This is a genomic window from Paraburkholderia sp. JHI2823 (assembly GCF_038900695.1).
GTDB classification, from domain to species: Bacteria; Pseudomonadota; Gammaproteobacteria; order Burkholderiales; family Burkholderiaceae; genus Paraburkholderia; species Paraburkholderia mimosarum.
Map to the genome: position 1 here is coordinate 198,556 of NZ_JAYMRY010000009.1, position 16,714 is coordinate 215,269.

Sequence of the window (16,714 nt, forward strand, 5' to 3'; positions counted from 1 at the left end):
CGGATCTGGAAACGGCAGCGCGCCGCAGGCGGCGCGCAAGGGTTCGGCTTCCAGACGGGGGAGGGGCGCGGCCCGCGGGGTCTTATGCGGCGCCCGGGCCGGCCGGATCGACCGGCGTGCCTTCCACGGTTTGACGCGCTTCGTCGACGAGCATGACGGGGATGCCGTCGCGGATCGGGTAGGCGAGCTTGTCCGCACTGCAGATCAGCTCTTGCGCGGCGCGGTCGTAGCTGAGCGGACCCTTGCAGATCGGGCAGACCAGGATTTCAAGCAGACGAGCGTCCACGGAGTTTCTCCACAACCAGGGTGATAAGGCGATGATCGAGCGCGGCTTCAACGGGGACGACCCAGATGCGCGCATCGTTCCAGGCCCCCAATTTTACCGCATCCTTTTCCGTGACCAGGATCGCGTCGGCGACCACATCGGCGAACGGGTTGGTCGCGTACGCGTAGTGGTCGGGCAGCGGCATGGTTTGCGGCGCGAGGCCCGCCGCGCGCAGCGTCGCGAAAAAACGCTCCGGCGAGCCGATGCCGGCCGCCGCCACGAGGCGCACGGCCGCCTGCGAGCCGTGCGCCCCGGCGCCTTGCCCCGATGTGGCCGCGCCCGCTGCGAACTGCGCGAGCGGGCGGCGCAGCGCCGGGCTGGCGAGATGCCAGGCATCGCCGGGTTCGAGCTTGAGCGCGAACGTATTGGGCCAGGCCGGCAGCGTGCGCTCGAATGGATTGTTGACGAGCGTGGCGTCGCGCCGGCGCGAAAGCGGCTCGCGCAGCGGGCCCGCGGGCAGCAGAAAGCCGTTGCCGCCGAGGCGATGATCGAACACCACGATCTCGACGTCGCGCTCGAGGCGGTAGTGCTGCAGGCCGTCGTCGCTCACGATTACATCGACGTCGCGGTGGGCGCAGCATAGCGCCGTGGCCGCCGCGACGCGGTCGGGGGAGACCCACACGGGCACGCCTGTGCGGCGGGCGATCAGCAAAGGTTCGTCGCCGCAGAGCCGGGGCGGCGTGTCCGGCGTGACGAGCGTGGGGCGCTCGATTTTCGCGCCGTAGCCGCGCGAGACCACCCCGGGCGAAAAGCCCGCCGCGCGCAGCGCCTCGACCAGCGCGATCACGGTGGGCGTCTTGCCCGTGCCGCCCACGGTCACGTTGCCGACCACCACCACGGGCACGCCCACGCGCACGCTCTTGAGCCAGCCCGCCGCAAACGCGGCGCGGCGTGCGCCGCTCACGGCGGCGAACACGGCGGCAAGCGGCGCGAGTGCCCAGGCGAGCGCGCCGCGCCGCTGCCACGCGTGCGCGAATTGCGCTTCGAGACGATCCTTCAGGCTGAGGGCGGGGCCGCTCATTGGCAATCAGCGCGCGAAGCGCCGGACGCGGGATGCGCAAAGCTGACGGTCAGGGCGGGCATCGGGTCGGTTCTCCGGTTCGAGGTGAGCGCCATGCGCCTGATGGGGAGCAGGCGATCGTGAACCCGGCACTCTAGCGCGGGTCGGCGGCGCGCGGCAAGTTGCCTGTCCGCCCGCAATTCATCGGCTGCGCGCTAGCCGGGAGAAACCCCGGAAAATCGCGGCCTGTGGATAACTTTGTGGAGAAATAGGAGCCGGAGAGGCTGGAAGGCCCATTCTCCGGACATTCCATCGGGCGGCGAGCGGGTTATAGAGATAAAAAACCTTTGCAAATCAACCGGATGCGCATATTTGTCAGCGTTTGCATGGATTTCGACGGCATCGCGCCGCATGACGCAGCCGGTGTGGACACCTCGCCTAGGGTTGCGGGCCGGGTCTCATTCGTGCTGGACTCGCGCCCCCCGAACGGTCTATCGTCTGTCCGGCCGATGCATTTCCATTACCTTTCGCATGCTATCCGACCGATTCTCCGCTTCCTCAGCATCTTCGGGCGACGTCGTCGTGCCGGTCTCGGCGCTCAACCGCGCGATTGCCTCGATGCTGGAGCGCACGTTCCCCCTCGCCTGGATCTCGGGCGAAGTTTCCAATTTCACGCGGGCCGCGAGCGGCCACTGGTACTTCTCGATCAAGGACGCCCAGGCGCAGATCCGCTGTGTGATGTTCCGCGGTCGCGCCCAGTACGCTGAATTCACGCCGCGCGAAGGCGACCGCATCGAAGTGCGGGCGCTGGTCACGATGTACGAGCCGCGCGGCGAGTTGCAGCTGAACGTCGAGGCCGTCCGGCGCACCGGCCAGGGCCGGCTCTACGAAGCCTTCCTGCGCCTGAAGGCGCAACTGGAGGCCGAAGGGCTGTTCGATCCCGCGCGCAAGCGAGCGATGCCTGTGCACCCGCGCGCCATCGGCGTGATTACGTCGATGCAGGCCGCCGCGCTGCGCGATGTGCTGACCACCTTGTGCCGGCGTGCGCCCCACGTGCCGGTGATCATCTATCCGGCGCCGGTGCAGGGCGCGGGCTCGGCCGAAAAGCTGACGGCGATGCTCGAGACCGCGAACGCGCGCAATGAGGTGGATGTCCTCGTGCTGTGCCGCGGCGGCGGATCCATCGAGGATTTGTGGTCGTTCAACGATGAAACGCTCGCGCGGGCGATTGCGTCCAGTGCGATCCCCGTGGTGAGCGGCGTCGGGCACGAAACCGATTTCACGATCGCCGATTTTGCCGCCGACGTGCGCGCGCCCACGCCGACGGGCGCGGCGGAACTCGTCAGTCCGCAGCGCACGGTGCTGCTGCGCGATCTCGACCAGCGGCATGCCGCGCTCGCGCGCGATTTCGGCCGGCTGCTCGAGCGGCGCGCGCAGCAGCTCGACTGGCTGGCGCGCCGGCTCGTCTCGCCCGTCGAGCGGCTGGCGCAGCAGCGCGCGCATCTGCGCCAGCTCGCGATACGGCTCGCATCGGCGGGCTCGCGCGCCAGCGCCGAGGCGCGCGCGCGTCTGAACGTCTTGCAGATGCGCTGGCAGCGCGCACGCCCCGACGCCACGGCGCAGCGCACCCGCGTGGAGTCGCTCGGCCGGCGTCTGGACGGCGCCTTCGCGCGTCGGCGCGAGCGCGAAGCGGCGTGCGTGTCGGAACTCGCGGCGCGCCTCGAAGTGCTGAGCCCGCAGCGCACGTTCGAGCGCGGCTATGCGGCGCTGCTCGATGCGCAAACCGGTGCCGCCGTGCGCTCGCCCGCCGCGCTCAAGCCCGGCAAGCGGCTCACGGTGCATCTCGCGCAAGGCAGCGCCGACGTCGCGCTCGCCGATGTGCAGCCGCGTCTGGCGGACGGCTTCTAACGACGGGCCGCGAGGCAAGCCGCCAGGCGCGCGACTTGCTCCCGACGCAAGGGCTGGCGCGATCGCGCTGCCGCGACGCCGTGCTGTGGCGGCTGGCGCGTGCTGGCGATTGTTGCCGTTTCGTTGCCGGAAGTTTGCATGACCGTTGCGCGAATCTTGCAGCGGCATTGCGGCATGCAAGCATCCGCGCGCGCGGCGTCGGAAGCACTGTGCGAGCGCCGCTAAACGGCGCGTCGTGCGGCTTGCAGCCGCTGCAGCAACTGCACCATCGACCCCCGGGGAACCGGCGCAAAACTGCGAGGCCGAACATGCGCAAAAGCCCCGCGGAAAAGGATCACCGGCATAAAGGCCGCGCGTTTGCGGGGTTATTCCAACTCGCCTACAATCGAGTGCTCCATGCCGGTTGTCACGCAGAACTCCCCATAACACGACGAAGGAACCGCATCATGTCATTTACGCTCCCGCCGCTGCCGTTCGCGAAGAACGCCCTCGCTCCGCACATGTCGGAAGAGACGCTCGAGTTCCACTACGGCAAGCACCACCAGGCTTACGTCACGAATCTGAACAACCTCGTTCCGGGCACCGAGTTCGAAAAGCTCTCGCTCGAAGAGATCGTCAAGAAGTCGTCGGGCGGCGTGTTCAACAACGCGGCCCAGATCTGGAATCACACGTTCTTCTGGAACAGCCTCTCCCCGCAGGGCGGTGGCGCACCGTCGGGCGCGCTCGGCGACGCGATCAACGCCAAGTGGGGTTCCTACGACGCATTCAAGGAAGCCTTCACGAAGGCCGCAGTCGGCAACTTCGGCTCGGGTTGGACGTGGCTCGTGAAGAAGGCTGACGGCTCGCTCGACATCGTGTCGACCAGCAACGCCGCCACGCCGCTCACGACCGACGCCAAGCCGCTCCTCACGATCGACGTGTGGGAACACGCTTACTACATCGATTACCGCAACGCGCGTCCGAAGTTCGTCGAAGCGTTCTGGAACATCGTGAACTGGAACTTCGCAGCGCAGAACTTCGCGTAATTCGAAGTCCGTTGCTTGCGCCGCCGGTTTGCGGGGCGCATGAAAAAGCCCTCGATTTTATCGAGGGCTTTTTTGCTTGTGCGCGAATCGCTTCACGCCGCTTCACGCAAACGCGGCGAGGGTTTCCTGCATCGAGCACGTGACCCATCCGGCGAAACAGCTTCTCGAACGAGACGTGATGCATCGCTTTGCCCAGACCCGAAGCGGCATCTTCAACGAACACGAGTTTGAGCCAGCGAGCCGCCGCCCGACGCTTTAGCGCAGTAGCGCATCATCGCGCGAAGTCAGCACGCGGTCGATCAGGCCGTAGTCGGCCGCGGCCTGCGCCGACATGAAGTTGTCGCGGTCGCTGTCGTGCGCGACCTGCTCGATGTCGCGCCCGGTGTGTGCAGCGAGCATCGCGTTCAGGCGTTCACGCTGGTAAATGATCTCGCGCGCCTGCAGTTCGACGTCGGCGGCGGTGCCCTGGCCGCCGCCGGAAGGCTGGTGGATCATGATACGTGCGTTTGGCAGTGCGAATCGTTTTCCGTGTGTGCCCGCGGCGAGCAGAAACGAGCCCATGCTGGCGGCGAAACCGGTGCAGAGCGTCGAGACATCGGGCTTGATGAACTGCATCGTGTCGTGGATCGCGAGTCCGTCGTAGACCGAACCGCCCGGCGAGTTGATATAGAGGCTGATGTCCTTTTCCGGATTTTCCGCTTCGAGAAAGAGCAGCTGCGCGACCACGAGGCTCGCGGTCTGCTCGGTCACCGGCCCGACGAGGAACACGATGCGCTCGCGCAGCAGCCGCGAGTAGATGTCGTAGGCGCGCTCGCCGCGACCCGAAGTTTCGATCACGGTCGGGACGAGATTGAGCGCGCTCGGCGGCAATGCTGCATGATGCGGTTCAAAGGGTGGGGCGAAAGGCGAAGCAGAAGTTGGGGCAAAGAGCGGCATGAGAATCCTCGCGTTTTTCCATCGGCGCAGTTGAAGTTGGCGGCGCACTCGCGCCACTGCCCACATGACGCCCGGCGCGACCGCCGCGTGACGAAAATTTTTTCGCACGCGTTTGTCACGCGGGCCGGGTTCAGATCGTCATGAGGACAACGGCAGGAGCGAAACAGGCACTGCGAAGGAGCGAAGAGGATGACCCAGGCAATCGATTCGACGCGTCTCGGAGCGAGTGGAGAGGACGTCGCGCGCAATGAGACTGCGACCCCGGCGCACGACGAACCCGGTCCGCAAGAAGAGACGTGGTGCGAAGAGTGGACCGAAGCGCGCCGCGCCGCCGCCTTCGGCGAGGCGCGCGGGCGGCTGATCGCGCTGGCCTCGCGCGTGCTGGGCAGCCGCGCGGAGGCCGAGGACGTCGTGCAGGACGCCTGGTTCCGTTGGCGCGCCGCCGACGCGAAGGCGTTGCGCGCACCGCACGGCTGGCTCGCCACGGTCACCGTGCGGCTCGCCATCGACAGGCTGCGGCGCTTGCGGCGCGAGAGCGCGGGCGAATATGAGCCGGCGTGGATCGAGGAGGCGGCACCCTCGGCGGAGGAAGCGGGCCTGCGCGCGGCGCGGCTCTCGGACGCGCTGATGCTCATGCTGGAGCGATTGGGACCGCTCGAGCAGGCCGTGTTCGTGCTGCGCGAGGCCTTCGACTGCGACTACGCGCAGATCGGCGCGCTCACCGGCTGCACGAACGAGCATTGCCGCCAGATCGTGCGGCGCGCCCGCCTGCGGCTGGCGCGCGAGGCCGCGCCCCACGCGGCTCCGGCGGACAAGGCTCGCCATGCACGCACCGTGGAGCGGTTGCGCGACGTGCTGCATGCACAGGATCGCGCGGGATTGATGGATCTGCTGGGCGTGACGGCAACCGCGCTGGTCGCGGCGAGCGTGGCTGGCGTTTCCAGCAGCCGGGCTGGGCACGAGGCGCCCACCGCGTCTTTGCTGCGGGCGGAAGCGCTCTCGCTGGAAGGCGAACCGGGCGTGGTGCTGGTCGCGCAGGACGGCGAGCTGGCGGCCTGGCTGCATCTGTGCGACGGCGGGGACGGTCGGCTCGAGCCGGTTGTCTGCGTTGCCGCAGCGGGCGCTGGGCGCGCGCTCTCGGCGGCCAATCGCGCCTTCGGCGGCGAGGCGGTGCACAAGCTGCTCGCCCGCATTGCCACGGAAAGCAGTGCGGCCTTGACGCGCGCCGCCACCGCGCGGGCGTGGGCCGTGGACGGCGGCGCGACGACGCTTGCCGAGCCGCTCGTCGCGTGAACTACACGCGCCGTGCCGCCGATTCCCAGTTGATGTCGACGCAAAGCACTTGCACGCCGTGCGGCGTTTGCGCGGAGATCGAGGCTGTCACACACAGGTGCGCCTCGTTGATCGACAGATAGGGCGGCGTGAACTGAACGCTGCCCGGCGTCTTCATCGCACCGATGAAGTAAGGCCGCCGCTCCCAGCTCGCCCCCTCCGAATGCAGCAGCGGCCGAAAGCGCTTGGCGCGTTGCGACGTGCGGCCGTCGGGCAGCACGTTGTCGCCGATCTGGCGGCCGGACGCATCGAGCAGAAAGCAGCGCGCCGTGTCGTCGAGGCCGAGCAGCGGCAAGGTGGCGTCGCTCATGCTCGCGCCCCCGGCAAGCTGCTTCGCTGCGGCCTCGATCGCGTTCACGTAGGGTGCGAGGCGCGCGCATTGTGCCCGTTCGCGCGCGCTCACGGACTCGCGCAGGCGCGCGGAAAGGTCTTCCATGAGCTGTGCGGCCTTGGCGGGCGGCACCGGCTCGACATCGGGCGGTGCAAACCAGGCGCCCTGCACGAAATCGGCGTTGCTCTCCAGCGCGATCAGCGCGTCGCGCTCGGTCGACAAACCGCCCACCAGCACGAGCTGGCCGGACTCGTGCAGCATCGAGACGAGCCCCGGCAGCACGCGCTCGATATGCGCGTGGCGGCTCGCCTGGGCGAGCAGGCTGCGGTCGAGCGTGACGATGTCGGGGCGCACTTGCCACACGCGGTCGATGTTGGAATGCTTCGCGCCGAAGCCATCCAGCGCGATCACGAAGCCCGCCTTGCGCAGCCCGTCGATGATTTCCGCGAAGCGCGAGTTCTCGCCGCCTGCCTGCTCCGACACTTCGAGCACCACGCGCTGCGGCTGCAGGCCGAGCGCCTTGAGGCCGGCAAGCAGGGCGTCGCCGTAGCTCGTGTCCATGAGCGCGGCCGGATGCAGGCTCAGGAACAGCCATTCGTCATGCGAATCGAAGGCGTTGAAATTGCCCAGATGCAGCGATTCCGCGAGGCGGCCGAGTTCCAGCAGGTCGCCGCGCCGCGCCGCCTGCGTGAACACCTCCTGCGACGGCGCCTGCTGGCCCTGCTCGTCGTGCGCGCGCAGTGATGCGTGATAGCCGATCGCGCGCCGGTGCGCGACCGAAAACACGGGCTGAAACACGCTGAAGACGGTGTAGCCGCCGTATAGCACCGTGCGGCGGGCGCCTTCCTCGCCCGCGATCGGGCGTGACTGGTAGCCGGGGGGATCGATGTCGATCATGCTGGTCAGGAATATTCGATGGGGCGCATGGCGGGCTGGACGCGTGAGCGTCAAGTTTACAGGATAGGACAGCAAAAAGTATGCAAGTCGCGGTTCCCGCGGCCATTGGCCATGCAGGGGCCGCGCTGTTTCGTAAAAGATGCGCTCGATGGTGCACTCGCTGGTGCGGGAAGCTGTCGTGGGTGCGAGCCGCGCACGGCCGGGAGGCGCGCGCTGCACCTTCGCGGTGCGCGCGCCGGCTGCGAGTTCAGGGTGGCAACTCAGTGTGACAAGCGCGGCGCCTCAGCCGCGCGGTTGTCAGGTCCGTTCGGACGGATCGGTCCGCTTCGCGGTGCGCCGCAGGTCCGGCGAGAGCTGCCCGAAGATCCACGAGGAGGCCGCCGTCATGATGCCGACGCAAATGAACGTCGCGTGGAACGCCGGGATCACGTTCGCGTCCGTCTTGTGGGCGATGATGCCCGTGAAGGTGGTGAGCAGCGCACCGGCGACAGTCACGCCGAGGCTCATTGAGAGCATCTGCACGAGCGAGAAGAGGCTGTTGCCGCTGCTCGCGCCGCCGGTACCGAGATCCTTGAGCGTGAGGGTGTTCATCGCCGTGAACTGCATCGAGTTGACGGCGCCGAACAGCGCGAGCTGCGCGATGCGCATCCACAGCGGTTCGTTGGGCGTGGAAAGCGCGAAGCTCGCCATCATGAGGCCGACCAGCACCGTGTTCGAGACCAGCACGCGGCGGTAGCCGTGGCGCATGATGAGATACGTGACGAGGCGCTTGGAGAACATGCCCGCGGCTGCGGTGGGCAGCATCATGAGACCTGCCTGGAACGCCGTGTAGCCGAGCGCCACCTGCAGCAGCAGCGGTATCAGATACGGCATCGCGCCGCTGCCGATGCGCGCGAACAGATTGCCGAGCAGGCCCACGCTGAAGGTGTGGATCTTGAAGAGATCGAGCGAGAAGATGGGCTGGGGCGTGCGCACCGCGTGCAGGCCGTAGGCCACGAACGCGGCGAGCGAGAGGATGAAGAGCACGAGCACGGTGGCGTGCTGGATGCCGAACTCGGCGCGCCCGTCGAGGGCGAACGAGATCGCCACCATGCCCGTGACGAGCAGCAGGTAGCCTGGCAGGTCGAAGCGCGGCGTCTCGGGGTTGCGGCTGTCCGGCATGAAGATGAAGGTGGCGACGCAGCCCACCACGCCCACGGGCACGTTAATGAGAAAGATCCAGTGCCACGAGGCGATCTGCACGAGCCAGCCGCCCAGCGTCGGGCCGATGAGCGGGCCGATCAAGCCCGGAATCGCCACGAACGAGAGCGCGGGCAGATAGCGCTCGGCTGGAAACGTGCGCAGCACGGCAAGGCGGCCGACCGGCAGCAGCATCGCGCCGCCCACGCCCTGCGCGATGCGCGAGAGCACGAGCTGGTTCAGCGTATGCGCGCTCGCGCACAGCAGCGAGCCGACGGTGAACACGAAGATCGCGCCGAGAAACACGCGGCGTGTGCCGAGTTTGTCCGCGAGCCAGCCCGACACCGGAATCATCACCGCCATCGTGAGCGAATACGCGATCACGACTGATTGCATGCGCAACGGTAGTTCGCCGAGACTTCTGGCCATCGCCGGCAACGCCGTGTTGACGATGGTCGAATCGAGCGTCTGCATGAAGAAGCCGGTGGCGACGAGCCACAGCATCACGGACAAGGAGCGGGGAGACGGGGCAGTGCTGGACGCGGCGGCGGATTCGGACATGGGCGGGGAGTGGGGCTCGCAGGCAAGCGCCATTGTAGGGAAAACGCCCTGCACGCGCAGTTAGCGGTTCCGCGGCGCCGCGGCCGCCGCGTCCCCGGGAGGCGTTTATCCGCGTAGCTGCGCCGCCGCCGCGAAGAACGCCTGGGCGCGCGGATCATGCGTGAGCGCGACGTTGATGCGGATCCACGGGCTCGGCTCGCCGTGCGGGCGGAAGTGACTGCCCGGCGAGACCGCCACGCCGAGCGGTTCGCCGCAGGCCGCGAGCCGCGTCGAATCGTCCACGTGCGGCACGCGGGCCCAGACGAACTTGCCGCCCGTCTGCGCATAGCCGCGCGCCGCGCTCGCCGTTGCGGCCGTTGCGGACGCAGGGCCGCCGAACAGTTCCCAGCCATGGGCTTCGAGCGTGCGCGTGGCCGACCCTTGCGCCTCGGCGATGCGCCGGCGCAGCCGGTCGAGGTACTTGCGATAGGCGCCGCGCTCGAGCAGCGTGGCGGCGACGGCCTGCGCGAAACGCGAGCCGCTGATGGTGGTGAGCGCCTTGATGGCCGCGAGATCGCGCACGATCGCCGGGTTCGCCACCACATAACCCACCCGCAGCGACGAGGAGAGTGTTTTCGAGAGCCCGCCCACGTACACGACGTGCTCGAACTGGTCGAGCGCGGCGAGCCGGTCGGTCGGGTCGGCCTGAAAATCGGCGTAGATGTCGTCCTCGACGATCGTGAAGCGGTGCTCGCGCGCGAGCTGGAGCAGCCGGAACGCCACGGGTGGCGCGATCGTCGAGCCGGTGGGGTTGTGGAACACCGTGTTGACGAAGAACGCGCGCGGGCGGTGCTCGGCGAGCATCGCGTGCAGGTGATCGAGGTCGGGCCCGCTCGACGTGCGGCGGATGCCCACGAGGCGCACGCCATGCAGTTTGAGCAGGCCGTACAGGTTGTAGTAGCCGGGATCCTCGACGAAGGCCGTGTCGCCGGGCTTGAGCATGTAGCGCAGGAGCAGGTCGAAGCCCTCGCTCGCGCCTTCGGTGACGAGGATCTGCTGCGACTGCGCGGCGATGCCGAGCGGCGCGAGCCGGTTGCGCAGGTGCTCGCGCAGGGTGGCGTCTCCCATTGGCGTGCCGTAGTCGACGAGGCTCGCGGGGTCGCTGCGCGAGACGTGGCGGATCGCCTGGCCGATCGCGTCGACGTCGCGCCATGCCACCGGAATCGAGCCGCTGTCGAGCTGCAGCAGTTCGCCCCCGCGCTCCATCTGGCTGAGCAGATGGCCCGACTCGTCGGCGGCGTTCGTGAGGTCGCAGGTGCCCATGCCCGACAGCCCCGCGCGCGCATACTCGCTCACATAGAAGCCCGAGCCGTGGCGAGAGTCGAGGTAGCCGAGCGAGACGAGCCGGTCGTACGCCTCGATCACGGGAAAGCGGCTGATCGCGTAGTCGGCCGCGAACTGGCGGATCGACGGCAGGCGCGCGCCGGGATGCGCGACGCGCGAACGGATCCAGGTCTGCACGCCGTTGACGATCTGGTCGGTGAGCGGAACGCCGCTCGTGCGATCGAGTTCGAGTTTCATAGGGATCTCGCTGGTGTCTCGCTTCGGGCTGAAGTTCGACACGGCCTGGACTGTTCGATTTTTCGGCTGCACAGTTCCGGGCTAACTGTGCGTAAGTGTGCATGGGGTCGTGCGGCACTGACCGCAATAATGCTCCTACCGGGAAGAGCCTTCAAGTCCGCATCTGCAAGCCTTCCGGTGGCCGTCCGAGGGTTTCGGCGGCCGATCTGCAAGGAGCACGGCAATGCGCGAAATCCGAATCTTCGAAATGGAATACGGTGAGCCCGTCGAAAGCTGGAGGCTGGCCGAGGCAATGCACTTGCACGTGAGCGAAGGCGAACTCTGGCTCACGATCGCAGGCGACGGCGGCGACTACTGGCTGCGCGCCGGCGAGTCGATTCGGCTCGTAGCGGGCGTGCGCGTCCACGCGAGCGCGGGCCGTGAAGGGGCGCGCTTCGCTCTCGCGCTGGGCGGCGCAACCGCTGGTGCACCGGCGCGGACGGCGGAGCCGGTCGATGTGGAACGCGCACGCGCGGCGGGTGCGCGCGGTGCGGCCGCGCGCCTCGGCGAGGCGCTGCGCGGCTGGGCGGTGCGCGGGCAGTGGGGCGTTCGGGCAGCGGGCTGAGGCGGTGGCGTGCGTTATGGGATGTGCCCCACGACCTTGCTGACATCGCTTGCCATGTCGCCCACGTAGCGGGCGCGCGGGCGGATCAGCCGGCCATCGGCGGCTTGTTCCAGCGCGTGCGCGACCCAGCCCGTCACGCGTCCCACGGCGAACAGCGTGAACGCCGCGCCACGCGGTAGCCCCAGCACGCGCTCGATCGCAGCGAGCGCGTAGTCGAGCGTCGGACGCGCGCCGCTCGTCTCGGCCACGGCCTGGGCGAGCGCATCGACTTCGTCCATCGGCGAGCGCGCGCTCGCGCGCTGCGCGAGCAGATCGAGCAGCAGGCGAGCGCGCGGGTCGCCAGCGGGATAGAGCGGGTGGCCGAAGCCGGAGAGCGTCGGCGCGGCGCCGCGCTCGTCAGGCGCAAGACGCTCGGCCAGGTAGCGATGGAGGTCGCCGGCGCGGGCCGCTTCGTCGAAGAGCGCGGCCACGCGAGCGGTCTCGCCGCCGTGGCGCGGGCCGGCGAGGGCGGCAAGGCCGCCCGTTGCCGCGCCGAACAGATGCGTGCCGGTGGACGTGATGCAGCGCACCGTGAACGTCGAGGCGTTCAATTCATGGTCCGCGCACAGCACGAGCGCCGCGCGCAACAGATCGGTTTGCGCGCGCGAACGTACGCCCCATGCCTCGCCTAGCTGCCGGTGCAGCGGCTCGTTCGACGGCGCAGTGGAAACGAGCGCCGCCGCGAGCAGGCGCATGAGCATGGCGCCGGTGTCGATCTGCGCGTCGCGGGCCTGTGCCCAGATGCGCGGCATTTGCGCGGCGGCGGCGGGCAGGAGCACGAGCGCGCGTTCGAGCGGCGTGTGCCCGCTCCAGATCTTCAGCCATGCAGACCATTGCGCCGCCGCGATGGGCGCCTCGGGCGCCTGCAGCACGCGGCGCGGCGCGCATTGCCAGAGCAGCGCGGCCACTTCCTCCAGCGAAGCCTGGCGCGCGAGCGCGATGGCGTCCTCGCCGCGATAGAAAAGCTTGCCTTCGGCGATCAGCGTGATCGACGATTCGAGCACGGGCACGCCCCAGTCGAGCACCTTCTGCGCGACCTTGCCCGCGCGCTTGCCATCGGCCTTGCGGCGAGCGAGGCGCCGCACTTCGGCGACGGCATAGCGGTTGTGGCGCCCGTCGGGCGAAGGTGCCGACGCGATGAGCCCGCGGCTGACATACGCATAGAGCGTGGCGCGGCTGATACCGAGTTCGGCGGCGGCTTCCTCCGCGGTCATATAGCTGGACACGGTGCCTTGCCTCCTCGAACAGGACAAATCAATCTATGTTGATCATGATAATCAAGATTGATTCGGGATTCGAGCGGCGCGACGATCCGTGACATCACCTCGGCTCGTTATCCCCCGTAAAAGGACCGCACGCCATGACACCACGCCACGCGCTCGAACACCTATGGATGCTCGCCGGCTGCGACGCTGCCGCGCTCGACCGGCTCGACATCGAGGGCGACGATCCTGGCCTGCCTTCGGTCTTCCGCGTGGGTGCGCTCGCGGCGGTGAGCATTGGCGCGGCAGGGCTCGCCGCGGCGCAGCTGCATGAGCTGCGCACGGGTCGCGCGCAGCGTGTGGCGATCGACGTGCGTCGCGCGCTCGCGGCGTTCCGCAGCGAGCGGTATCTGAATGTGGATGGAAAGCCGCCCGCCGAGCTGCGCCATCCTGTGACGGGGCACTTTCCCACCGGCGACGGCCGCTGGATCCAGCTGCACGCGAATTTCCCGCATCATCTCGCGGGCATCTTGCGCGTGCTGCAGTGCGCGGACGACCGCGACGCCGTGGCGCGCGCGATCCTCGGCTGGGAAGGCGCGGCGCTCGACGACGCGCTCGCCCGAGCGGGCCTGTGCGCCGCGCTCGTGCGCACGCCGCGCGAGTGGGCCGCGCACGAGCAGGCGAAGGCGGTGGCGAGCCTGCCGCTCTTCGAGATCGAGCGCATCGGCGACGCGAGCGCCGAGGCGCCGCGAGCGGTCAGCGGCACGGAAGCCGGCGCCCGCCCGCTCAAAGGCGTGCGCGTGCTCGATCTCACGCGCATCATCGCGGGGCCGGTGGCCGGGCGCACGCTCGGTCAGCATGGCGCGGACGTGCTGCTCATCAACGGCGCGCATCTGCCGAACATCGCGCCGCTCGTGATCGACAACGGGCGCAGCAAGCGCTCGGCCACGCTCGACTTGCGCGACGAAGCCGCGTGCGACCAGCTGCGTGCGCTCGTGCGCGACGCCGACGTGTTCGTTCAAGGCTATCGGCCCGGCGCGCTCGCCGCGCGAGGATTCGCGCCCGAAGCGCTGGCGCAGATCCGTCCGGGCATCGTGTGCGTCTCCATCAGCGCGTACGGGCATCGCGGGCCCTGGCGCGAGCGGCGCGGTTTCGACAGCCTCGTACAGTCGGCGAGCGGCATCGTCTGGACGGAAAGCGTCGCCGCCGCGAAGTCGGGCCGTGGCGCGAGCAACGAGGCAGACGCGCCGCCATTCGCCGCGGTCCGGCCGCTGCCGTGCCAGGCGCTCGATCACGCCACGGGCTATCTCGCGGCGTTCGGCGCGATGGTCGCGCTCGCGCGGCGCATGCGCGAGGGCGGCAGCTGGCACGTGCGCCTTTCCCTCGCGCAAACGGGCCGCTGGCTGCAAACGATGGGTACGCTCGAAGACGGCCAGCGCACGCCCGAAGTGACTGCCGCCGACATCGCCGATTGCCTCGAAGAGATCGATTCGCCGTTCGGGCGCGTGCGCGCGGTGGCGCCCGCCGAGCGGCTCGAACTCACGCCGGCGTTTCACGCGCGGCCGCCGGTGCCGATCGGCACCGATGCGCCCGTGTGGATCGCTTGAGGACCGCCTCGCGTGCGGCACCGATACGCGAGGCTTACTTGCGCAATTCCGCGACGAAATCGTAGTAGTCGTTGCGGCAGTACGTGTCGGTGAGTTCGATGGCGCGCTGGTCGGCGGTGTAGCCCACGCGCGTGATGAGCAGTAGCGCCTCGTTGGGCGCGATGCTCATTTGCCGCGCGATTTCCTCGCTCGCGTTCACGGCGCGAAAGTGCTGCAGCGCGCGCACGATCGCGAGGCCGCGCTGCTCGAGGAAACTGTAGAGCGAATCGCCGATGGCGTTGGGATCGGGAATCAACGCGGCGGGAAAGGTGGAGTTCTCGACGGCCATCACGATGCCGTCGGCGAGACGCAGGCGCTTGAGCCGCGTGACGGCCGCGGCGGGCGAGAGACCGAGCTGGATCACCTCGTCGCGGCTCGCGGGCTGGATTTCGCGCGAGAGCCAGCGCGAACTGGGTGTGAAGCCCCGCTGCCGCAGCATTTCGCTGAAGCTCGTCAAGCGCGAGAGCGGGTCTTCGTAACGCGGCGTGATGAAGCTGCCCGCGCCCTGGGTGCGGCGAATCAGACCTTGCTCCACGAGCAGCGCAATCGCCTTGCGCGCGGTGATGCGCGAAACGCCGAGCGATTCCGCGAGCACGCGCTCCGATGGCAGCGCTTCGCCCGCGTTCCAGCGATTGTCGTGGATCGCGACGCTCAGCTTGCGAGCGAGTTGCAGATAGAGCGGGGTGTCGTTGTCCGGGTCCGGGCGCAGGTCGCGCCAGCGGTCTTCCGTGGGAGCGTTCATGAGAGGCAGGCATGAAAGGCGAACGGCAATTTTATGTCATCGGCGTGCGAAGACGCTAATGAACGGCTTGCGAAAGTGCGTATGACCGCACTTCGCACGAGGCGATACACTGGTCGCTCGTTGTCGAAGCAGCGCCGCAGCAGCGGGCGCAAAGGGACATCATGACGACCGATATCGCTACCGTCGCGTTGCCGGACGGCGAACGCATTCCGAAGCTCGGGCAGGGCACATGGGAGATGGGCGAGCGCAGCGCGCATCGCGCCGCGGAAATCGCCGCGCTGCGCGAGGGCGTCGCGCTTGGCATGACGCTCATCGACACCGCCGAAATGTACGGCGACGGCGCGACCGAGCGGCTCGTCGGCGAGGCGTTGGAGGGCCTGCGCGAGCAGGTGTTTCTCGTGAGCAAGGTGTATCCGCACAACGCGAGCCGCAGCGGTGTCGTGCGCGCGTGCGAATCGAGCCTGAAGCGTCTCCGCACCGACCGGCTCGATCTCTACCTGCTGCATTGGCGCGGCGGCGTGCCGCTGGCGGAAACCGTGGAAGGCTTCGAGTCGCTCGTGCGCGCGGGCAAGATCCGCCACTGGGGCGTGAGCAACTTCGACACCGACGACATGGAAGAACTCTTCGCGACGCCGGGCGGCGATGCCTGCGCGACCAACCAGATTCTCTACAACGTCGCACGGCGCGGCGCCGAATTCGATCTGCTGCCGTGGAGCGCGTCGCATCGCATGCCGGTGATGGCGTATAGCCCCGTCGATCACGCGCGCCTGCCGCGGCGCTCGCCCCTCGACGATATTGCTCATGCGCACGGGGTGTCGGTTTATCGCGTGGCGATGGCGTGGTTGCTGAGCCGAAGCGGCGTATGCGCGATTCCGAAAGCGGGGCGCGTGGAGCACGTGCGCGACAACCGCGCGGCGCTCGATCTCGTTCTCGGCGCCGAGGACCACGCGGCGCTCGACGCGTATTTCAAGCCGCCGCGCAGCAAGCGTCCGCTGGAGATGCTCTAGAAGGCTGACCGGGTGCCCGCGGGTGCGCACGATCATGGCATGCGGCGGCGGCAGATGAGCAGGCAACGGGCGAGGCCGCCACGGCCGAACGCAGTGCGTGCCGCGTATCCGGCGACCTGCCCCCGGCGGCGGCCCCCGGCCGGGGGACCGGAACGCCGCCGCCGACGCCAGGACTGGCGCGCCTGGCCGTCGCGCCAGATCGGGGTGGCTGCGGCGGCTTGCCTGCACCGCCGTACAGGATCAATGACCGCCGCCATGGCCGCCACCGTGGCCGCCGCCGTACCCGCCGCCCGGGCCGCCCGACGGTCCACCCTTGCCGAATCCACCTGCGAATCCACCTCCGAAACCGCCGAAGCCTCCACCAAAGCCACCGCCGGATCCGCCTGCGGGTCCGCCCGAAGGTCCGCTAGCCGATCCACC

At 68.8% G+C, this 16,714-nt stretch carries 14 protein-coding genes; 6 read left to right on the plus strand and 8 right to left on the minus strand.

Annotation, left to right across the window (positions count from 1 at the left end; all coding sequences use genetic code 11):
- Window positions 1-82: 82 nt before the first annotated feature.
- The gene (locus VSR34_RS13330; RefSeq protein ID WP_028213414.1) at window positions 83-286 is read right to left on the minus strand and encodes a Trm112 family protein; all 204 of its coding nucleotides are present in this window, start codon (window positions 284-286) and stop codon (window positions 83-85) included.
- A complete protein-coding gene (gene lpxK, locus VSR34_RS13335) occupies window positions 267-1,346 on the minus strand; it encodes a tetraacyldisaccharide 4'-kinase (RefSeq protein ID WP_342962669.1) in 1,080 nt (359 codons plus the stop codon). Before lpxK ends, VSR34_RS13330 begins: the two co-directional genes overlap by 20 nt.
- 510 nt (window positions 1,347-1,856) lie before the next feature.
- Here lpxK and xseA point away from each other — a divergent pair.
- The gene (gene xseA / locus VSR34_RS13340; RefSeq protein WP_342962670.1) at window positions 1,857-3,233 is read left to right on the plus strand and encodes an exodeoxyribonuclease VII large subunit; all 1,377 of its coding nucleotides are present in this window, start codon (window positions 1,857-1,859) and stop codon (window positions 3,231-3,233) included.
- A 446-nt stretch (window positions 3,234-3,679) separates the two neighbouring features.
- Entirely contained in the window at window positions 3,680-4,258 is a 579-nt protein-coding gene (sodB, locus tag VSR34_RS13345) for a superoxide dismutase [Fe] (RefSeq protein WP_028213411.1), read from the plus strand.
- 255 nt (window positions 4,259-4,513) lie between these two features.
- Here sodB and clpP read toward each other — a convergent pair whose 3' ends face one another.
- A complete protein-coding gene (gene clpP / locus VSR34_RS13350) occupies window positions 4,514-5,194 on the minus strand; it encodes an ATP-dependent Clp endopeptidase proteolytic subunit ClpP (RefSeq protein WP_081716119.1) in 681 nt (226 codons plus the stop codon).
- Window positions 5,195-5,383: 189 nt separating this feature from the next.
- Here clpP and VSR34_RS13355 point away from each other — a divergent pair, with 189 nt between their 5' ends.
- On the plus strand, window positions 5,384-6,487 hold the full coding sequence (locus VSR34_RS13355; RefSeq protein ID WP_342962671.1) for a sigma-70 family RNA polymerase sigma factor: 1,104 nt from the start codon (window positions 5,384-5,386) through the stop codon (window positions 6,485-6,487).
- A gap of 1 nt (window position 6,488) precedes the next feature.
- Here the strand turns inward: VSR34_RS13355 and VSR34_RS13360 are convergent, their stop codons facing one another.
- The 3 genes from VSR34_RS13360 to VSR34_RS13370 all read right to left on the minus strand — a co-directional run bounded on the left by VSR34_RS13360 (window position 6,489) and on the right by VSR34_RS13370 (window position 11,060).
- The gene (locus VSR34_RS13360; RefSeq protein WP_036019898.1) at window positions 6,489-7,754 is read right to left on the minus strand and encodes an EAL domain-containing protein; all 1,266 of its coding nucleotides are present in this window, start codon (window positions 7,752-7,754) and stop codon (window positions 6,489-6,491) included.
- A 297-nt stretch (window positions 7,755-8,051) separates the two neighbouring features.
- Entirely contained in the window at window positions 8,052-9,527 is a 1,476-nt protein-coding gene (mdtD, locus tag VSR34_RS13365) for a multidrug transporter subunit MdtD (RefSeq protein WP_342962672.1), read from the minus strand.
- A 72-nt stretch (window positions 9,528-9,599) separates the two neighbouring features.
- The gene (locus VSR34_RS13370; protein WP_342962692.1) at window positions 9,600-11,060 is read right to left on the minus strand and encodes a PLP-dependent aminotransferase family protein; all 1,461 of its coding nucleotides are present in this window, start codon (window positions 11,058-11,060) and stop codon (window positions 9,600-9,602) included.
- A gap of 217 nt (window positions 11,061-11,277) precedes the next feature.
- On the opposite strand from VSR34_RS13370, the gene VSR34_RS13375 reads away from it, so the two are divergent.
- Window positions 11,278-11,658, plus strand: coding sequence for a DUF2917 domain-containing protein (locus VSR34_RS13375; RefSeq protein WP_342962673.1), 381 nt, complete (start codon window positions 11,278-11,280; stop codon window positions 11,656-11,658).
- 14 nt (window positions 11,659-11,672) lie between these two features.
- Here VSR34_RS13375 and VSR34_RS13380 read toward each other — a convergent pair whose 3' ends face one another.
- Entirely contained in the window at window positions 11,673-12,911 is a 1,239-nt protein-coding gene (locus tag VSR34_RS13380; RefSeq protein ID WP_036019896.1) for a citrate synthase family protein, read from the minus strand.
- A gap of 146 nt (window positions 12,912-13,057) precedes the next feature.
- On the opposite strand from VSR34_RS13380, the gene VSR34_RS13385 reads away from it, so the two are divergent.
- On the plus strand, window positions 13,058-14,506 hold the full coding sequence (locus tag VSR34_RS13385) for a CoA transferase (protein WP_342962674.1): 1,449 nt from the start codon (window positions 13,058-13,060) through the stop codon (window positions 14,504-14,506).
- 34 nt (window positions 14,507-14,540) lie between these two features.
- Here the strand turns inward: VSR34_RS13385 and VSR34_RS13390 are convergent, their stop codons facing one another.
- Window positions 14,541-15,287, minus strand: coding sequence for a GntR family transcriptional regulator (locus VSR34_RS13390; protein ID WP_028213402.1), 747 nt, complete (start codon window positions 15,285-15,287; stop codon window positions 14,541-14,543).
- Between the two features lie 161 nt (window positions 15,288-15,448).
- Between VSR34_RS13390 and VSR34_RS13395 the strand changes: the two genes are divergently transcribed.
- Window positions 15,449-16,294 (plus strand): aldo/keto reductase, encoded by an 846-nt coding sequence (locus VSR34_RS13395; protein WP_342962675.1) that lies wholly within the window; start codon window positions 15,449-15,451, stop codon window positions 16,292-16,294.
- Window positions 16,295-16,714: the final 420 nt, after the last annotated feature.